We start from the raw sequence: 17,258 nt of genomic DNA, 5'->3' as shown, positions 1-17,258 counted from the left end.
TTTTAGTTAATCTCCTTTTCTAAGATATTTTACTCCCTCAAACCATAATACCGACAAAGTACCTATAGTTAAACAGACAGCCGATTGAAAAAATGAGATTAATTCAAAATCAAACAAAGATCGTAAAAATGGTATGGCAAACAGCAGAATAACCAATAGTATTGTAATACTAATTATAATAGCAACCATGGCATTTTTATATCGCAGCGTTACCAATAAGGAATAATGAAAAGATCTGTTGACAAGAGTAAGTAAAACATTGGCCGTGATTAAAGTTAAAAAAACCATGCTTCTGGTGGCAGCTTCTCCTAAATTACCGTATACTGACCATTGATATACCAGTAAAACTCCCAGAGTTATCATAATCCCCTGAAACAAACTGATCATAATTTCTTTTGCATTAAAAAAAGCTGCTTGTAAAGATCTTGGTGGTTTTTGCATAATATCATTCTCGGCTGGTTCGTTCTCATATAATATTGAACAAGTCGGCCCCATCACAAGTTCAAGCAGAATAACGTGCAAAGGGCTTAGGATATTAGGATAAAGCCAGCCTAAAGCCAGCGGAATAAAAATAATGAGAATAATAGGAATATGTATCGATATAATATAACGTATCGCTTTTTTCAGATTGACATAAATTTTCCTTCCCGCAGCAACTGCTTCTACCATTTTTGAAAGATCATCCTCAACAAGGATAAGCGAAGCCGCATTTTTTGCTATTGCAGTTCCCTTTTTCCCCATTGCAATACCAATATGTGCCGCTTTTAGTGATGGGCCGTCATTGACACCGTCTCCTGTCATAGCAACAATTTGTCCGTTAGCTTTTAAAGCATTAACAATTCTTAATTTAGCATCGGGAAACATACGGCTGAAAACATTAATATCCATTACTATAGCTTGCAGGTCTGAATCCGTCATTTCCATAAGTTTCTCTCCTGTAATAGTTTTATCAAAGCCCTGAAAACCTATCTCCTGAGCAATTGATGCTGTAGTTCTGGCATTATCTCCGGTAATAATCTTAACTGCTATTCCTGCCTTGTAAAAAGATTTCAGCACCTGTTCAATATTATCTTTTGGAGGGTCATAAAAAGCAATTAAACCTTCGAAAATAAATCGAATTTCCTGCTGTGTTTTAGGATATTCGCTGCCCTCCAGGTCAGCCTTTGCTACGCCGAGAACCCTGTAGCCTCTGCTCGTTAGAGTATCAAGCGCAGCGGTTATTATTTTATATTCAGAAGATGAAAGATGACAGACTTCCAAAATCGCTTCAGGTGCTCCTTTTGACGCAATAATTCGGCTGCCGTACTGATCTTCAAAAACGTGTGTCATCATAGGCGGCTTTCCTGACAAGGGATATTCATGAACCATTTTAAAATCCGTTCTTAAATCTTGGCCAGCGATTTTTTTATAAGCATTATGCAGTGTAACTTCCATAGGATCAAAAGCTATTGGTTCACTTGCCCACATTGCGGTTGTTATGAGTTCACGTGCCTTTATTAAATTAGAAAAAACTTCTGGAGACAGCTCCAATCCCAAAGGAATCCAAAGTTTTGCGAGTTCCATTTTATTCTGGGTAATTGTCCCTGTTTTATCGGTACAGATAACCGTAGCACTGCCTAATGTTTCAACAGTTTTCATCTGTTTCACGACAATACCCATTTTCATCAGTCTTTGTGCTCCCAAAGCCATAAAAGTTGTGAAAGCAACCGGAATCTCCTCAGGCAGTATGCTCATCGCTAAAGTAAGGGCCATTAAAAGACTTTTCTCAATACTGCCTATTTTTGAATAGTTGATAATCCATACCAAAATAAATACAAGAGCGCCTGCTAAAACCATTTTTTTTACAAAACTGCCAATTTGAAGTTCCAAGGGTGTTTTCTCTTTTTTAACACCTTCAAGACTGGTTCCTATTTTGCCTAATCTGGTCTGGACACCAATATCTGATACCTTCACAATAGCAAGTCCGCTGGCAACTGTAGTACCTGAAAATACTTTATTATCTTCTATTTCTGAATCCTTGAAAACAGCCATAGACTCACCAGTTAATATAGACTCATTTACTGAAAAATCATTGGAACGCATTATTACACCATCTGCCGGCACTAAACTGCCTTCTTCAACAATAATTGTATCACCTTTCACAATATCCTGAGTCATTATCTTTTGATGCTTTCCCTGACGGATGACTTGATACAAAGGCTGTACAAACTCCTGCAGTGCTGCTAATGCATTTCGACTTCTTCTATCCTGATAAATCGATATGGCGGCAATAAATAAAATCGAAACAGTAAGAAATACAGCATCACTATACTGTTTATTACTATAGTAAATCCCTGAGGCAAGAAACAGTAAAAGAATCATTGGTTCTGAAAAAATGCTTTTTAAAAAGGAATAGACTCTATTCTCTTTTTTATACTCTAACTTGTTCAAGCCATTTTTTTTTCTGCTCTCAGCAACTTCATCGAGACTTAATCCTCTTAATTCCTGTTCCTTTATATTCATAATATTGTTAAATAAAAATTAATCTAAAACAATTCAAAAACACAAAACAGTTTCTTAAAAAACTATCCCTAAAGCATATCAGTTTCTATTGTACGACAACCGAAGGAAATATATGTATCCTGATCTTTAAAGAATTTAATACCAGGCTGTGTTCTCTGCACAATGAAAAAATCTTTAAGGTTTTATTGATCTGACTCCTTTCAATAATTACAATAGTAGGTCTTATCAGGATATCTGTTATTTCAGAAACTTTATCAGATATTGCAACGGATGCTCTAATGCTGCTTTTGTAGCTTTTATAATTAATCCCCTTATTTTTTGCTGTTCTTAAAAATGCCGTCATATAGGAGCTGGCAACAGAGGCAATAAACAAATGCTCTGCAGACCAGATATCATTATTTACATGGCTAAGACAGTAGTGGGCCGCTATCTGGATCTTATCCTTAAAAAGCAGTGAACTCACTTCTGCATTTTCATCCTCTTTCCAGTGAAGATCTACCTGATATTCCTGTGAAGTTTCCATAATGATTTTTAATATGATTTAATACAGAAAGTACATTTTTAATAAAGAAGATTAATTTATGAAACATATACTTTATAAGAAATAAGTATTGTGCTAAATTAATTATTTACTGAATAAAACTATATGATATTCATCACATTACCTGAAGTTTTCTAAAAGTAAAACCTGATCAATATCATTTTGATTTGACTACTGTATTTTATGCTAACTTCAAAAAAACAATTAACAAATCATAGTATTTAGTGTTTACAACCTATGCAGTTAAACAAAATTACTATTTAATTCAAGTTACTGTAATTCTTTAATGTTCCCAAAAAACTGCATTTATACAATATTTTTTATAATCATGCTAAAAAGCTTTTGATCAGTGTTATTTCATTATCCGGACCTTTGCCGCAGAGTACTTAAATATGTCTAAAATCATTTTAACAAATGATAAGCATCATTTCCTTCTTTAGAGTTTTAATGCAATTTTACCAAACAGAACTCACAGATATAAATTCTAAATTTCATCATATTAACACTAAAGAAAATAATAAATAACCGGCCATGAAAAATCATAAATTATTTGTAGCGCATTTTCAAACTCAGCAACAGGCAGAAGATGCAATAATAAAGCTTAAAAGACGAGGTTATGATATTACAAAACTATCGCTGATAGGCACGGATTGTTATACCGAACAGAATGTTCTGGGGTATTACAGTATTTACGATCAAATGGAAAAATGGAGTTCCATCGGATTATTTGCAGTAGGCTTAACCTCAATGATATTTGGCTCTTTATTCTTTTTTGATCTTGGAGTTGGCATGCCTAATATTAAAATGCCTATTATATATGCTTGTATAGCAATACTTATAGGAGCTGTAATTCCACTGATTGCTATTGCATTTTCAAAAAATAAGAACATCGAGTATAAAACCGAAATCAGAGCTCATAAATTTATGCTTTGTGCTGAGCTGCCTGCTGACAAAATTGAAAAAATACAGGCCATTCTTCACATACATCTTCCAAAAGAGAACTCACTTTCTGAGAAAGAAAATCAAGTACTGCTGGAAAACTAATAAAAATAGATCAAAAAACTTTATTAATTAACTGTCTTAAATTAAAGTAAAATGAAAACTGATGAAGAATTACAAAGAGATGTGCAAAATGCCATTAAATGGGAACCACAGCTTCATGCTGCAGAAATTGGAGTAACTGCTAAAAATGGTATAGTAACCCTTATGGGAACCGTAGATGCTTATTTCAAAAAAATCGAAGCAGAGAGTGCTGCTAAAAATGTAGATGGTGTAAAAGCAGTTGTAGAGGAAATTGACGTAAGATATTCCAGTAACACAAAATCGGATAATGATATTGCAAATGATGTTCTAAAAGCACTAATTGACTGCTGGTCAGTTCCAAACGAAAATTTAAAAGTAAAAGTAGAAGACGGATGGATTACACTTGAAGGCCATGTTACCTGGAATTATCAAAAAGAGGCAGCAAACAACGCTATTGCATATCTGCCAGGTGTCAAAGGGGTGACCAACCACATCAAAATCAAATCTGAAATACAAAATGAAATTGAGAAAAAAGATGTTGAAAGAGCCTTAAAAAATAACTGGACACTTCGTTCACAAGACATTCTGGTTCGTGTAGACGGTACAAAAGTAACTTTAACAGGAGTAGTTTCCTCACTGTACCAAAAAGATCTGGCCGAAAAAACAGCTTGGAAAACACCTGGTATTTGGTCTGTAGACAACCAGCTCGTTGTGGAGCATAAATATACTCCTATTGTATAGTAAAGTTCTTCTATTAATTCCTTTTCTTTTTGCTCTGCTGCAAACTACAGAAGGAATCTATATGGTACTTTCAGAAAAAAAAGGCTCACAGATTCAACAAAAAACAAGCAAAGATTAATTTGACTTAAAATTAAATCTGCAGATCACAAAAACAAATTTTAAAAATTTAGTATTATGGAACCAAGTTGGATTATATTATCCTTTACAGGATTGATCGTATTGTCAGCGATGATTTTTGTAGTCATACGCAATATAAAAGACAAAAAGAAATTTGAAGAAGATTTAAACAAGTCTTCACATCATTATGAAGAGGAATCTGAGGTACATGATTTAAAATGAAAATTAATTTAACTCAACAGTTTATTATGATAATTTAAAATAATTCAGCCCATGAAAACAATTGCAATTTATATTCTTTTCTTAATTACAACAGCTCTGGTATTGCTCAACCGGTATACTGCATTGTATATTAATAATTCTATTGTACATTTTATAATACTCTATACGGCTGTCCTTACTTTCGTTTTTATAATTGGTTCATTTTGGGGTAAACTCAAAAATTCAAAGTCCAGATTCATTACTGCATTCATTGTTGCAATATTATGTTTCATTAACTCTTTCCTGACTTGGGGCGGAGACTGGAAAACACAGAACGTTTTGTATCAAAATATAAAAAACCCTGATAAAACTATAGAATTCCAAATGAGAGGCGATCGTTTTTCATTTGGTTATAAAAAACGTATTGTAAACCGGCTTAAATTATTTCCTGCATTTGACTGGACAACAGACATAGATACCGCAGAGATTAATAACAAAGAATGGAAAAAAATTAACAAATATTTAAACGAAATGGAATTTCCTGAACAGCAGCAGTAAATTAATTTCCTCTTTTACATCACCTTATTTTCATATCTTAAAATTTTATAACCATGAAAAAAATTCTTGTTACAACAGACTTATCTGATAACTCAAAGACAGCGGTGCGTTTTGCTATACAGCTTGCTTCTCAGGCTTCTTATGAATTGACTTTCTACCATGCAGATACCTCATTTATAATAGATCCATACGCGGCCGTTACCTTTGTCGATATACCTCCAACGGATAATAAAGTACAGCAAAAAGAACTTATAAAATTTGTAAATACTCTTTATAAACAAACTGGAAAAGTCCCCGGTAAAATTAATTTTATTACAGAGAGCAGACTCGATGTAAGCAGCGCTGTTATTGACTGTGCCGCAAAAATTAAAGCCGATTATATATGTATTGGCACCCGTGGAGGCGGACTAATCAATAAATTACTGGGCAGCCATGCGTCCCGAATTTTAAGCGAATCTCCGGTTCCAATTTTTGTAGTGCCCCGATATTACCGTGTAAAACCCTTAAAATCGATATTGTATCCATCTGACATTGAAAACTTTCCGCATGAAATTCAGTTGGTTAAAAAGTTCTCAGCTTTATTTGACGCCGCAATATCAGTCTATCACTATGATTATTTTAGCAATGAAAAGCAGATAAAAAACAAACTAAATGACATTGAACGTAAATTTCAATCTGAGAAAATTACCTTTTATTTTAAAAAGCTTTCCACTGAAAATTCATTACTAAAAAATCTTCAAATTGATATTATAATTACAAAACCATCTATTATAATAATGTTTACAAAAGAAGACCGTACTTGGTTTGAACAGCTCTTGCAGTCTGTCAAAACTGCTGAAAAAGGTTTTGATACCAGAACACCTATGCTGGTCTATAGAAAAGAATAAAAAAGCAGGCAGACTCAATCCAATACGAACCTGCCAGTCTTTATTTTAAAGATGTAATGTCTGTTTTTTTTAATTCTCACTTCTTTACATGCTGACAATTACTACGTCTGGTTCAGTTTACGGCAATTCGTATACATTAAATTCACATAAAGCCGCTTCAAGTTTTAATTTTTCCTGAAGATAATCGACTTTTAATGAATCTAATGTATGGCTTACATTTTCATCAAAATGTTCTGTACTGACTTCATAATCTTTAATATACTTAACTTTCTTTTTCAATCTCTCTAAATGATACTGCGTAATTACAATATTATTTTTAGTTCTTCCTCTCCTATCGTGGTTTTCAATCTCACGTTTAATAATTGAATCTGCCGAGGCAATTACGCTGTCAGCCTCTCTATTAAAAGAGAACCATTCTCTAAGTGTTTGACGCTCAATATCTGCAGCCTGAACCAAATCTTGATTAATTTTATCTTCATTCGAATTAACGCCTGTTTTATCCTGGCACGAATATATCAGTGCAGCGATCATGCCCATTATGCTCAATTTTGTCTTCATACTGTTATGATTTAAAATATTAGTTTTACCCTTTACGTATTGATTGTTTTTACTAAAAAATGTTCCCAAAATATTGATCTAAACTGAAAAATTTATGCCATATTAAACTCTATAAAATGGTATCTCTCATCGATTATTTAACATGTACTCAAAGTAGATACTTAAAAAAAACAAACTACTACTTGAAAGATGATTCTGGTCATATTTCCTTCAAAGTGATAACTATAATTTTACTATGAATTTTAATAAGAGTCAAAATGAAAACAAGTGTATATATTATCGTAATGTCATCTCTTTTAATGATTCAGTGCTCAAGCACAAGCATCATTAGTACATACAAATCAGCACAAATGGTGGATCTTGAAAAAGGAAAAATCATCGTGACTGCATTAACAAAAGGTTCTGATAAAGAACTGCGAAAAAAATTGGAGAATCACATGGCCGATGATTTATGCAATCTAGGTTATAACGCAGTATGCTCTATTGAGTTGTACGGCTTAAATACACTTAACGGTCAGGATGAAAAACTGATATTGAGTAAACTTCAGCAGGAAAATGTAAGTGCAGTATTGACTATTGTTCTGCTTCGCCGCGATAAAGAAAAATACCATGCTCCAGCCAGTATGTACGACATATCAAATCAATATCGCCATAGCGGTTTTTACCCTTACTATGCCGCTGTTTATGGCAAAATTTATGAGGAAGGCTACTATATTGACAATACATCTTATTTCTGGGAAAGTAATCTATACAGTTTATCCGATCAAAAACTGCTTTATTCAGTTTGTACTGAGTCCTTCAACCCTTCTGGCATTTCTAGTCTTGCCCATCAATATGGGAAATTAATAATAAAAGATATGCTGGCAAAAAATGTAATCAGAGATCTTAATAAATAAAATTCATTTATAATATAGAATCTACAAAACACTAAAAACATCCTTCATTTTCAAATTGAAATTTTGGTTTGAGTCCGTAACGCTTAATACTGTGTTCGATAATAAAAAGTCTTGCTTGCTCAATATCATCAGTAACCATAAAAAGCTTTAAATCCAATTCATTAATAGTTCCTTGCTGTTTCATTGAATTTATGTGTTCAATGAGTGCTTTATGATATGGGGTATTAAATATGATTATCGGAAAATTTCTAATCTTTCCTGTTTGCATAAGTGTCAGAGATTCAAAATACTCATCCATTGTTCCAAAACCTCCCGGCATTACTATAAAGGCGAAAGAATATTTAACTAAAAGTATCTTGCGTACAAAAAAATGTTTTACCTGTACCCACTTATCAAGATAAGAATTGAGATTTTGATCAATTGGAAGCTTTATGTTACAGCCTACAGATTTTCCTCCGGCTTCTTTGGCTCCACGATTCGCAGCTTCCATTAAACCGGGCCCTCCGCCTGTCATAATCGTAAAACCAAGCTTTGCATATTCTCCCGCTGCTTTCCTTGCAAATTCATAATAAGGATGGTCTTCACTAAAACGTGCTGATCCAAAAAAAGTAATACAAGGACCTATCGAATAAAGTTTCCTAAAACATCTTATCAATTCCAATAAAGTAGACGCTATAAATTTCAGTTCCGCAAATCTTGACTGAGGACCTTCTAAAAACTTAATTTCTGCCTTTTCATTTTGATTTATCATAATCCTTAATTTAAATCCTGCTAATTATCCGCTTAATCTGTTTTTCATTTTTTTATCTGATTTTAACACAAATATGGCTGTTCAAGATCCACTTTTAAATGATTAACAACTTTTATTACCCCTGGAGTTTTATAGGCAATTCTCTCCGCTTCTTCCTTCTGAAAAATTGAGCCGACCGTACCTGAAAGCTGAACGGTTGCACCGGCAACCTGAATATCTATTTCATCCATATCAAAAGCCCAATGTCTGCGGAGTGCTTTTTCAAGTATTTCCTTTTCTGCCTGATCATAGAGTTCCCTCTTAAGTTTTATGTTATTGGTAACATCCCTTACTCCAGCCTGATTTCTAATTATATCCAGAGCTGTTTCCCTTTGAAAATTCCATGGTACTATCCCCTCTGCTGTTACACTTCCTCTCTCGACAGTCAGACTAATTGTATTTTGAGGAACAATTAGATTTTCTTTTAACTTTTTTACAATCTTTGCTGCAATATCCTGATCAGAAAAAACTAAAGTACTGTCAATTTTTACTTCAATTTCATCTACGATTGCCGCCACTCCTTTAATTTTCTTTGCAGCATGCAGTGCCTCTGTTTTTTTTACCAGATTGTCCACAGTTCCATTAAGGGTAACAATCCCTTCTTTGACAATAACACCAATTTCAGCCGCATGCAGCATTGGTTCGAACTTTATCGCTTCCTGTATTTCCCGTTGTAATACCTCATTATTTTTCATGATTTTTTTGTTTTTATTTATCCTAATCAAATTCTACCAAAATTTCATTATCTACAAACCACACCCCAGGCGTATCCCATGCAATTTTCTCTGCTTCTTCTTTCTGGAAAAGCGAACTGACAATACCACTTAAAAAAATTGTTTTTCCATCAACCCTGACTTTTATATTATCAACTTCCAGAAGCCAGCTTCTGCGAAGTGCTTTCTCAACCAGTTCTTTTTTTATTTCATTTTTTACTTCCGCTTCTATCTTTATCTTGTCAATTACTCCTCTGACTCCATTAAGATAGCGTATGGCATTATCGGCGGCCTTTCTTTGGAAATTCCAATGTAAAATTCCTTTAAGTGTCACCCAGCCGTCTTTAACGGTTACTTCTATCTTATGATCGGGCACTGCCCAGTTTTCATGCAGGGCCTTAGTCACTAAATTTGTAATTTCTTTATCACTTTTAATGGCTGAAGTAAATAAATCCACTTTTACATTATTAACTACATCTTTCACTCCCGGAATTTTTTTAACGACATGTTCAGCTTCTTTTTTCTGCGCATAAGTATCTACTGTTCCTTCAAGATTAACTGCGCCTTCACTGACATGGACATCAATTTCATTAGTATGCAGAAGAGGTTCCCATTTAAGGGCTTCCTTGACTTCCTTTCTTAAAACATCATTATTTTTTTTCATGACTCTTTTTTTTTATATGTACACTAATTTAATACTGCATCAAATACACTGCCTACAGTAAAACAAAATTGGATAAAGAATACAGTAAAAAAAATGATCTTCATCAGTCGTAAAAATGACCTGAATCATAAAAAATATTTTGATTACAACACAAGAAAAAACATAGTAAATTTGTGTACTTTAAACTGCTATCATCCCTCTATTTTAAAAAGTACCTAAATCACATCTGAAGCTAAATGTGATGCCAATCATTTTTAATTTCTGCAATAAATTCTTCCTTTACTAAAAATAAAATACATGGTCATATGAAACTTACAATGACAGTACTGCAGTTTTTAGAAGATACCGGAAACCTGTCAAGGTTTACAGCCCGATACTTTGCTATAGGCTTTAGAAAACCTTTTGAAACCAGGGAATTGTTTCGGCAATGCTATAATATTGGATACAAATCTTTTACGCTTGTATCATTAACCAGTCTGATAATCGGACTGGTGCTGACTATGCAGCTTCGTCCGTCTCTTGTGAAATATGGAGTTGAATCACGGCTGCCAATTATGGTGGGAATTGCCATCATTAGAGAAATTGGACCTGTGGTGGCAGCTTTGATATTTGCTGGCAAAATTGCCAGCAGTATTGGAGCTGAGTTAGGATCTATGAAGGTTACTGAACAAATCGACGCCATGGAAGTAAGTGGAACCAACCCTTTCAAATATCTTGTGGCCACACGTGTTCTGGCCTGCACCATTATGCTGCCAATTCTAATTGTAATGGCTGACGCAATAGCACTCGTTGGAGCATTTATAGGAATCAATATACAGGGAGTAACAAGTCTGCACTTATTTTTTTCTGAAATTTTTAATTCTCTGGAATTAACAGATATTCTCCCATCGTATATAAAAACCTATTTCTTTGGGTTTGTAATAGGCATTGTCGGTGCTTATAAAGGTTATAATGCAGTGAAAGGCACACGAGGCGTTGGAAATGCAGCCAACTCTGCAGTGGTTTTAGCTTCAGTTTTGATTTTTATAATTGATTTACTGGCGGTACAAATAACAGAAATATTAGGACTTAACTGATTATGGAAAATTCATTAACAGGCAGTATCAATCTGCCGGAAGGCCGCAAAGCTGTTATTATCATTGAGAATCTTTCCAAGCAGTTTGGAAACCATAAAGTATTGGTCAATCTTAATCTTACGGTCTTTGAAGAAGAAAATGTAGTGATTCTCGGAAAATCAGGATGCGGAAAATCCGTGCTCATTAAATGCATCATAGGTCTTATAAAACCGCAGCGCGGTCATATTTTTGTAACCGGAACTGATATTACATCAATAAAATATGACAAAATGGATCAGATGCGTACAAAAATTGGATTCCTTTTCCAAAGCAATGCAATTTATGACTCCATGACCGTCAGAGAAAATTTAGAATTCCCTTTACGAAGAAACAGGGTTAATATTTCACAGGACCAGATTAATAAACTTGTTTGTGAAGCACTGGAAAATGTGGGACTTCTGCACACGATCGATATGATGCCTTCAGAACTATCAGGAGGCATGCTCAAACGCATAGCTTTGGCAAGAATCATAATACTCAAACCTAAGATAATTTTATACGACGAACCTACCTCAGGACTTGATCCTGTAACTGCAGCAGAAATTGAAAATCTTATCTTAGAACTAAAAAAGAAGTATCATACAACCTCCATAATTATTTCTCATGATATGAATTGTGTAAAGAAAACAGCAGATCGTGTAATCCTTCTCTTAGATGGCAGCTGCTACGCAGCAGGCACCTACGCAGATTTCCAAAATTCGAACGACACCAATATTAAACAATTTTTTCAATAGTGATGGATACTGATGATAAAAATAATTTAAAACTCGGAACTTTTGTTTTACTAGGATTAATACTGCTAGTGGTTTCATTATTCTATGTGGGAAACCGGAACAGTTTATTTAGCAGCGGTATTCAATTAAAAGCAAGGTTTTCAAATATAAACGGTCTTCAGCAAGGCAGTAATGTTTTATATTCAGGAGTAAATGCAGGAACTGTAAAGTCAATTAAACTTTTAAATTCAAGAACAATTGAAGTTACACTCCTTATGAAAAAAGAGATCGTAAGCAAAATTCCAGTAAACTCAAAAATTGCCATAGGTACTGATGGATTGATGGGAAATAAACTTCTCAATATTACGCCCGCGCGCATAAATGCAGGCATGGTTAAAGATGGGGATTATTTACTTGTAGAGAAAACTGTCAGCATCGATGAGATTCTTACAACACTCTCGAGAAGTAATGAAAACATCTACATAGTATCAGAGTCTCTTAAGAACCTTACTAGTCGTCTGGAACAAAGTGAGACGCTGAACCTTTTGGAAAAAAAAGAGCTCTCAGAGAATCTTCAGGCATCATTGTCAAACATTCGCACAACTACTGAAAATGCTAAGAAATTTACTTTAACCTTAAAGGAAATAGCTAATGATATTCATTCCGGTAAGGGTGCCGCAGGGCTTTTACTCACAAATAAAGCTTTTTCCGATGACCTTCAGACTACACTTTCAAATTTAAAAGAAACCACTGCATCAATTAATGAGGCATCTGTCCAGATTAATCTTCTCAGCACTGGCCTTAACAGTAGTTTACAAGAAGGCAAAGGACCAATTCCTGCTTTACTTAAAGATTCTCTATTAACTAAAAAAATTAATCTAAGTTTGGATAATATAGAAAAAAGCACCCACAATTTTAACCAAAACATGGAAGCTATAAAACAAAGCTTTCTGTTCAGAGGTTATTTCAAGAAACAAGATAAAAAAAATAAAGAAAAGAACAATTAGAAATACATTATTACAATATCTATACTACAGTTTTACAGCAGCATAAAATAATAAAAATCTATAAGTCCCTTATTTATTTTTAACTATATAGAAATATCTCTATCATCATATTATTACTTCTCAAATAAGAGCATTATATAGTAATTTTCATTCTATGTTTCCAGGTAATCATTTGATGGTTACAGTATCAAAAAGCTCAGCTTTAGTTATAAATGTATTAATAAAATCATAAACTTTGTTTCTATCTTCAATTGCGGTCTCAAAAGAATTTAAATGAAAATCATCATTATAATCATCAATATGAATAATCTCTGTATAGCCTTTAGAAATTAAGCTTCCTTTTAACTTTAGAACACTGAGCTGCTGCTAGCTGTTTAATTCTTTCCTGATCTGCAGTTTAATAGCCTTCTCCATTTTAATAATTCTTAAATTTAAGATTTAGATTTAGACAAATCTATACTAAAATGAATAAATTTAAAAAAAATATATTATGCTGAATAGAAAAAAAGTACACGAAACAAAATACAATTTCAAATTAGAGAATTTCTAAAGACCAATTTGGGAGGTGTAAAGAAAAACAGACAGTAATCCTGAAAAAATTTAAATAACTGTAAAAACAATGTTTATGGAGGCAGAAAATCATTACATTAATAGAAGCGGATGGCTCAGAGCAGCTGTTCTGGGAGCAAACGACGGAATTTTGTCTACAACAAGTTTAGCGATTAGCGTTGCTGCTGCAAATGTAACAAGAGAACCTATTTTACTTGCGGCCATAGCCGGACTTGCAGCAGGAGCGCTTTCTATGGCAGCAGGAGAATATGTATCAGTAAGTTCGCAGGCAGATGTTGAAACTGCTGATCTTGATCGTGAAAAACTAGAATTAATAAACATGCCTGAATCTGAACTTGACGAATTAACGCATATTTATATTCAAAGAGGTTTAAATAAAGAACTTGCCCGTCAAGTCGCAATGGAATTAACTGCCCATAATGCACTTGAAACCCATGCCAAAGATGAACTCGGAATTAATGAAATCACACAGGCCAATCCATTAATGGCTGCTTTTGCATCGGCTATGTCATTTATAATTGGAGGTCTGCTTCCACTGCTGGTAGCTATTTTTGCTCCGATAAAAAATATGGTATTTTACCAATATGGTTTTTCAATACTTTTTTTAGCATTATCAGGAATTATGGCAGCCAAAGCAGGAGGATCAAATATTCTTAAAGCCGTTTTACGTATCTGTATTTGGGGTACTTTTGCAATGGCAGTATCTGCTCTGATTGGATATATTTTTGGAGTTCAGACTGCTTAAAAAATAAGGATGAATTATCTCCTTAAAAATTAATCTAATCTTAAGCAAGTCAAAAAAATAAGATCCGCAGCAATTCGTTATTTCGTATATGTCTAAAAACAAAACTGCAAAATGAAACTAATTACACTATTCCTTTTATTGACAGTACTGCCTATAAACTGGGAACCTGACTTTAATAATGCAAAAAAAACCGCAAAGGAAAAGCACGAATTAATTCTATTGAACTTCTCCGGTTCAGACTGGTGCGGGCCTTGTATCATGCTGCGCAGAGACTATCTTGAAAATCAAGAATTCACAAAGATGGCAAATGACAATTTAGTTTTAGTAAATGCTGATTTTCCAAGAAAAAAGAAAAACTCAGGAACTCCTGAACAGGTTAAACGTAACGAAGATTTAGCCGAGATATACAATAAAGAAGGAAGTTTTCCTCTAACCCTTCTTCTCGACGCTGAGGGTAAAATACTTAAAACCTGGCATGGAAAACCGGAAACATCACCTGAACAATGGACAGCCGAAATAAAAGCGATCTGTGACAGCCGAAAATAACATATCAAAAAGTCAAAAATACTCGCAGTCCCTGAAACTCATGGGTAACAACTTCACTATTACAGTTGTAGCCGAGAATGAGAAAATTGGAAATCAGAATATTAAACTTGCTGTTGAAGAAATCAGAAGAATTGAAAAACTTCTGACTACCTACAAAGGAGACAGCCAGACCAATATGATTAACGAGAATGCAGGAATTAAACCTATAAAAGTAGATCTGGAAGTTTTTAATCTCATTGAAAGATGTATTGGAATTTCAAAAGTAACACAAGGAGCTTTTGATATCTCTTACGGAAGCATTGATAAAAACCTGTGGAATTTTGATAAAGCCATGACTGAACTGCCGGACGCTGAAACAGCAAAAAAAATGGTTCATCTTATTGATTACAGAAATATTACACTTGACAAAGAAAATACAACTGTATTTCTAAAAGAAAAGGGAATGCGTATTGGTTTTGGAGGTATTGGAAAAGGATATGCGGCCGAAATGGCAAAAAAAATCCTGATTAAAAACAATGTCCAGAGCGGTATTATTAATGCCAGCGGAGATCTTTCTGCCTGGGGACTGCAGCCAAACGGAAAAAGATGGACTATTGGAGTAGCAGACCCTGACTCACCAAATGCTGCATTCTCCTATATGGAAATATCCAATAAGGCAGTAGCTACTTCTGGAAATTATGAAAAATTCGTTACTATTAATGGAAAAAAATATTCGCATACGATCGACCCAAAAACAGGTCTGCCTATAACCGGAATAAAAAGTGTCACCATTATAGCTTCAAATGCTGAATTTGCAGATGCTATGGCAACTCCCATAGCTGTTATGGGTATCAAAGCTGGTTTGTATTTGATAGATCAGATACCTGATTTATACTGCATTATAATTGACGATAACAATAAAATTTACACATCCAAAAACATTCGTCTAAAATGAAAAAGCAAAAAATCCTCGTATTGTTATGCAGTACTGCTTTTGCAGTCTTACTGCTGACCTCCTGTACATCGGTAAAAGAATACCAGAAAGGGAAACTCAACGATTCTGAAATGGTACTTTCTAACAGGAAAATTGAAAAAACAGAACTTAGTTTCCAATCCTACCGAGAAGGAGCTTCCGGGGCAAATTCAGGAAAAAGCGGTGGCGGCTGCGGCTGTAACTAATCTTTGTAAAGAAAAATGAAAAGAGTATTCATAACAGGATTTGCATTATTGGCATTGTTTCAATTAAGAGCTCAAAATGTCCCAACTGATTCTACCAGTTACAAAAGCAGAAAATTAAAACTCGAAGAAGTAAACTTAGTCTCGAGTTATTACACACAGGACGGTGACAATTCTGCCGTTACCGGCGGGCGCGGTTCAGAACATCTTACCGATATTGCCAATACCATTGACGTTAAATTAGTGAAATATGGTGAAACAGGAATTAAACATACCTTTGATATAGAAGCAGGAATTGATCATTATACCTCTGCTTCATCAGATATGATTGATTTAAGTGCCAATTCATCTGCTTCTTCTTCAGATAATCGATTTTACCCCTCATTAACTTATTTAAGAGAAAATGAAGAGAAAGGGCAAACTTTTGCTATAGGTGTTTCGTCATCAACCGAATTCGATTATCAGTCTTTTGGTGGAAACATAAGTTTTTCGCAGAAAACAAAAAATAAAAACGGTGAATTTACAGCTAAATTCCAAACGTTTATCGATCAGCTCAAACTAATTGAACCTGTTGAACTTCGCTCTTCGGGAAGTAAAGGCTATGACAGTGCAAACAGAAATACATTTGCAGGAACCTTAAGTTACTCTCAGATTATAAATAAAAATCTTCAGGTGATGCTTATAGGAGATGTTATTAGTCAGAATGGCTATTTAAGTCTTCCCTTTCATAGAGTATATTTTACAGATGGTACTGTGCATCAGGAAAAAATGCCCGATAGCAGACTTAAAATACCTCTTGGAATCAGGGCAAGTTATTTTTTAGGTGATGCTGTTATTATCCGCGCTTACTACCGATATTATACTGATGACTGGGGCCTAAAAGCACATACCGCTGACCTGGAAATTCCTGTAAAATTAACTCAGGCTTTTTCATTAAGTCCATTTTACAGATATTATACTCAAACTGGCACAAAATATTTCAAACCTTATGGAGAACATACGGCTGCGGATGAATATTACACCAGCAACTATGATTTATCAAAGTTTGACAGCAGTTTCTTTGGAATGGGAATGAAATTCACTCCGCCAAACGGTATCTTTGGTCTTAAACACTGGAATACTTTAGAAATTCGTTATGGACATTATACCAGAACTACTAATATGACTTCTGATATTATCAGCATTAATATCAAATATAAATAGATTTTAAAATTTA

General features: G+C 34.2%; 20 protein-coding genes. 14 read left to right on the top strand and 6 right to left on the bottom strand.

The window, feature by feature from the left end:
• Window positions 1-6: 6 nt before the first annotated feature.
• Complete coding sequence (locus tag AABD74_RS14905; protein WP_406843368.1) at window positions 7-2,502, bottom strand: cation-translocating P-type ATPase; 2,496 nt, start codon at window positions 2,500-2,502, stop codon at window positions 7-9.
• Window positions 2,503-2,587: 85 nt separating this feature from the next.
• Entirely contained in the window at window positions 2,588-3,025 is a 438-nt protein-coding gene (locus AABD74_RS14900) for an OsmC family protein (RefSeq protein WP_406843367.1), read from the bottom strand.
• Between the two features lie 549 nt (window positions 3,026-3,574).
• On the opposite strand from AABD74_RS14900, the gene AABD74_RS14895 reads away from it, so the two are divergent.
• The 5 genes from AABD74_RS14895 to AABD74_RS14875 all read left to right on the top strand — a co-directional run bounded on the left by AABD74_RS14895 (window position 3,575) and on the right by AABD74_RS14875 (window position 6,570).
• The gene (locus AABD74_RS14895) at window positions 3,575-4,087 is read left to right on the top strand and encodes a hypothetical protein (protein ID WP_232678490.1); all 513 of its coding nucleotides are present in this window, start codon (window positions 3,575-3,577) and stop codon (window positions 4,085-4,087) included.
• Between the two features lie 51 nt (window positions 4,088-4,138).
• Complete coding sequence (locus AABD74_RS14890; protein ID WP_406843366.1) at window positions 4,139-4,807, top strand: BON domain-containing protein; 669 nt, start codon at window positions 4,139-4,141, stop codon at window positions 4,805-4,807.
• Window positions 4,808-4,981: 174 nt separating this feature from the next.
• Window positions 4,982-5,146: a FeoB-associated Cys-rich membrane protein gene (locus tag AABD74_RS14885; RefSeq protein WP_406843365.1), complete on the top strand. Its 165-nt coding sequence runs from the start codon at window positions 4,982-4,984 to the stop codon at window positions 5,144-5,146.
• Between the two features lie 51 nt (window positions 5,147-5,197).
• Window positions 5,198-5,683 carry a hypothetical protein gene (locus AABD74_RS14880; protein ID WP_406843364.1) on the top strand — a complete coding sequence of 162 codons (486 nt, stop codon included), beginning with the start codon at window positions 5,198-5,200 and terminating at the stop codon, window positions 5,681-5,683.
• A 53-nt stretch (window positions 5,684-5,736) separates the two neighbouring features.
• Window positions 5,737-6,570 (top strand): universal stress protein, encoded by an 834-nt coding sequence (locus tag AABD74_RS14875; RefSeq protein ID WP_406843363.1) that lies wholly within the window; start codon window positions 5,737-5,739, stop codon window positions 6,568-6,570.
• A gap of 117 nt (window positions 6,571-6,687) precedes the next feature.
• Here the strand turns inward: AABD74_RS14875 and AABD74_RS14870 are convergent, their stop codons facing one another.
• A complete protein-coding gene (locus AABD74_RS14870; RefSeq protein WP_406843362.1) occupies window positions 6,688-7,128 on the bottom strand; it encodes a hypothetical protein in 441 nt (146 codons plus the stop codon).
• A gap of 257 nt (window positions 7,129-7,385) precedes the next feature.
• Between AABD74_RS14870 and AABD74_RS14865 the strand changes: the two genes are divergently transcribed.
• Window positions 7,386-8,024 carry a hypothetical protein gene (locus tag AABD74_RS14865; RefSeq protein WP_406843361.1) on the top strand — a complete coding sequence of 213 codons (639 nt, stop codon included), beginning with the start codon at window positions 7,386-7,388 and terminating at the stop codon, window positions 8,022-8,024.
• 31 nt (window positions 8,025-8,055) lie between these two features.
• On the opposite strand, the gene AABD74_RS14860 is transcribed toward AABD74_RS14865, so the two are convergent.
• From AABD74_RS14860 to AABD74_RS14850, 3 genes are all read right to left on the bottom strand, one after another.
• A complete protein-coding gene (locus AABD74_RS14860; protein WP_232678504.1) occupies window positions 8,056-8,775 on the bottom strand; it encodes a TIGR00730 family Rossman fold protein in 720 nt (239 codons plus the stop codon).
• Between the two features lie 62 nt (window positions 8,776-8,837).
• Window positions 8,838-9,509: a BON domain-containing protein gene (locus AABD74_RS14855; protein WP_406843360.1), complete on the bottom strand. Its 672-nt coding sequence runs from the start codon at window positions 9,507-9,509 to the stop codon at window positions 8,838-8,840.
• 22 nt (window positions 9,510-9,531) lie between these two features.
• Window positions 9,532-10,191 carry a BON domain-containing protein gene (locus AABD74_RS14850; protein ID WP_232678508.1) on the bottom strand — a complete coding sequence of 220 codons (660 nt, stop codon included), beginning with the start codon at window positions 10,189-10,191 and terminating at the stop codon, window positions 9,532-9,534.
• Between the two features lie 305 nt (window positions 10,192-10,496).
• Here AABD74_RS14850 and AABD74_RS14845 point away from each other — a divergent pair, with 305 nt between their 5' ends.
• From AABD74_RS14845 to AABD74_RS14810, 8 genes are all read left to right on the top strand, one after another.
• The gene (locus AABD74_RS14845; protein ID WP_406843359.1) at window positions 10,497-11,267 is read left to right on the top strand and encodes an MlaE family ABC transporter permease; all 771 of its coding nucleotides are present in this window, start codon (window positions 10,497-10,499) and stop codon (window positions 11,265-11,267) included.
• A 2-nt stretch (window positions 11,268-11,269) separates the two neighbouring features.
• On the top strand, window positions 11,270-12,040 hold the full coding sequence (locus AABD74_RS14840) for an ABC transporter ATP-binding protein (RefSeq protein ID WP_406843358.1): 771 nt from the start codon (window positions 11,270-11,272) through the stop codon (window positions 12,038-12,040).
• 2 nt (window positions 12,041-12,042) lie between these two features.
• Window positions 12,043-13,026: an MlaD family protein gene (locus tag AABD74_RS14835; protein ID WP_232678515.1), complete on the top strand. Its 984-nt coding sequence runs from the start codon at window positions 12,043-12,045 to the stop codon at window positions 13,024-13,026.
• A 625-nt stretch (window positions 13,027-13,651) separates the two neighbouring features.
• A complete protein-coding gene (locus tag AABD74_RS14830) occupies window positions 13,652-14,341 on the top strand; it encodes a VIT family protein (protein ID WP_232678519.1) in 690 nt (229 codons plus the stop codon).
• A 111-nt stretch (window positions 14,342-14,452) separates the two neighbouring features.
• Window positions 14,453-14,887 (top strand): thioredoxin family protein, encoded by a 435-nt coding sequence (locus AABD74_RS14825; protein ID WP_232678521.1) that lies wholly within the window; start codon window positions 14,453-14,455, stop codon window positions 14,885-14,887.
• A gap of 40 nt (window positions 14,888-14,927) precedes the next feature.
• The gene (locus AABD74_RS14820; protein ID WP_406843357.1) at window positions 14,928-15,821 is read left to right on the top strand and encodes an FAD:protein FMN transferase; all 894 of its coding nucleotides are present in this window, start codon (window positions 14,928-14,930) and stop codon (window positions 15,819-15,821) included.
• On the top strand, window positions 15,818-16,045 hold the full coding sequence (locus AABD74_RS14815) for a DUF4266 domain-containing protein (protein ID WP_232678525.1): 228 nt from the start codon (window positions 15,818-15,820) through the stop codon (window positions 16,043-16,045). Before AABD74_RS14820 ends, AABD74_RS14815 begins: the two co-directional genes overlap by 4 nt.
• 15 nt (window positions 16,046-16,060) lie before the next feature.
• The gene (locus AABD74_RS14810) at window positions 16,061-17,245 is read left to right on the top strand and encodes a DUF3570 domain-containing protein (RefSeq protein ID WP_406843356.1); all 1,185 of its coding nucleotides are present in this window, start codon (window positions 16,061-16,063) and stop codon (window positions 17,243-17,245) included.
• Window positions 17,246-17,258: the final 13 nt, after the last annotated feature.

Origin of the sequence: Flavobacterium soyae, from assembly GCF_045348165.1 — a bacterium.
In the GTDB taxonomy this organism is placed as follows: Bacteria; Bacteroidota; Bacteroidia; order Flavobacteriales; family Flavobacteriaceae; genus Flavobacterium; species Flavobacterium soyae.
Note: the sequence above shows the minus strand (reverse complement) of the source record. Positions and strands in the feature narration are given on the sequence as shown.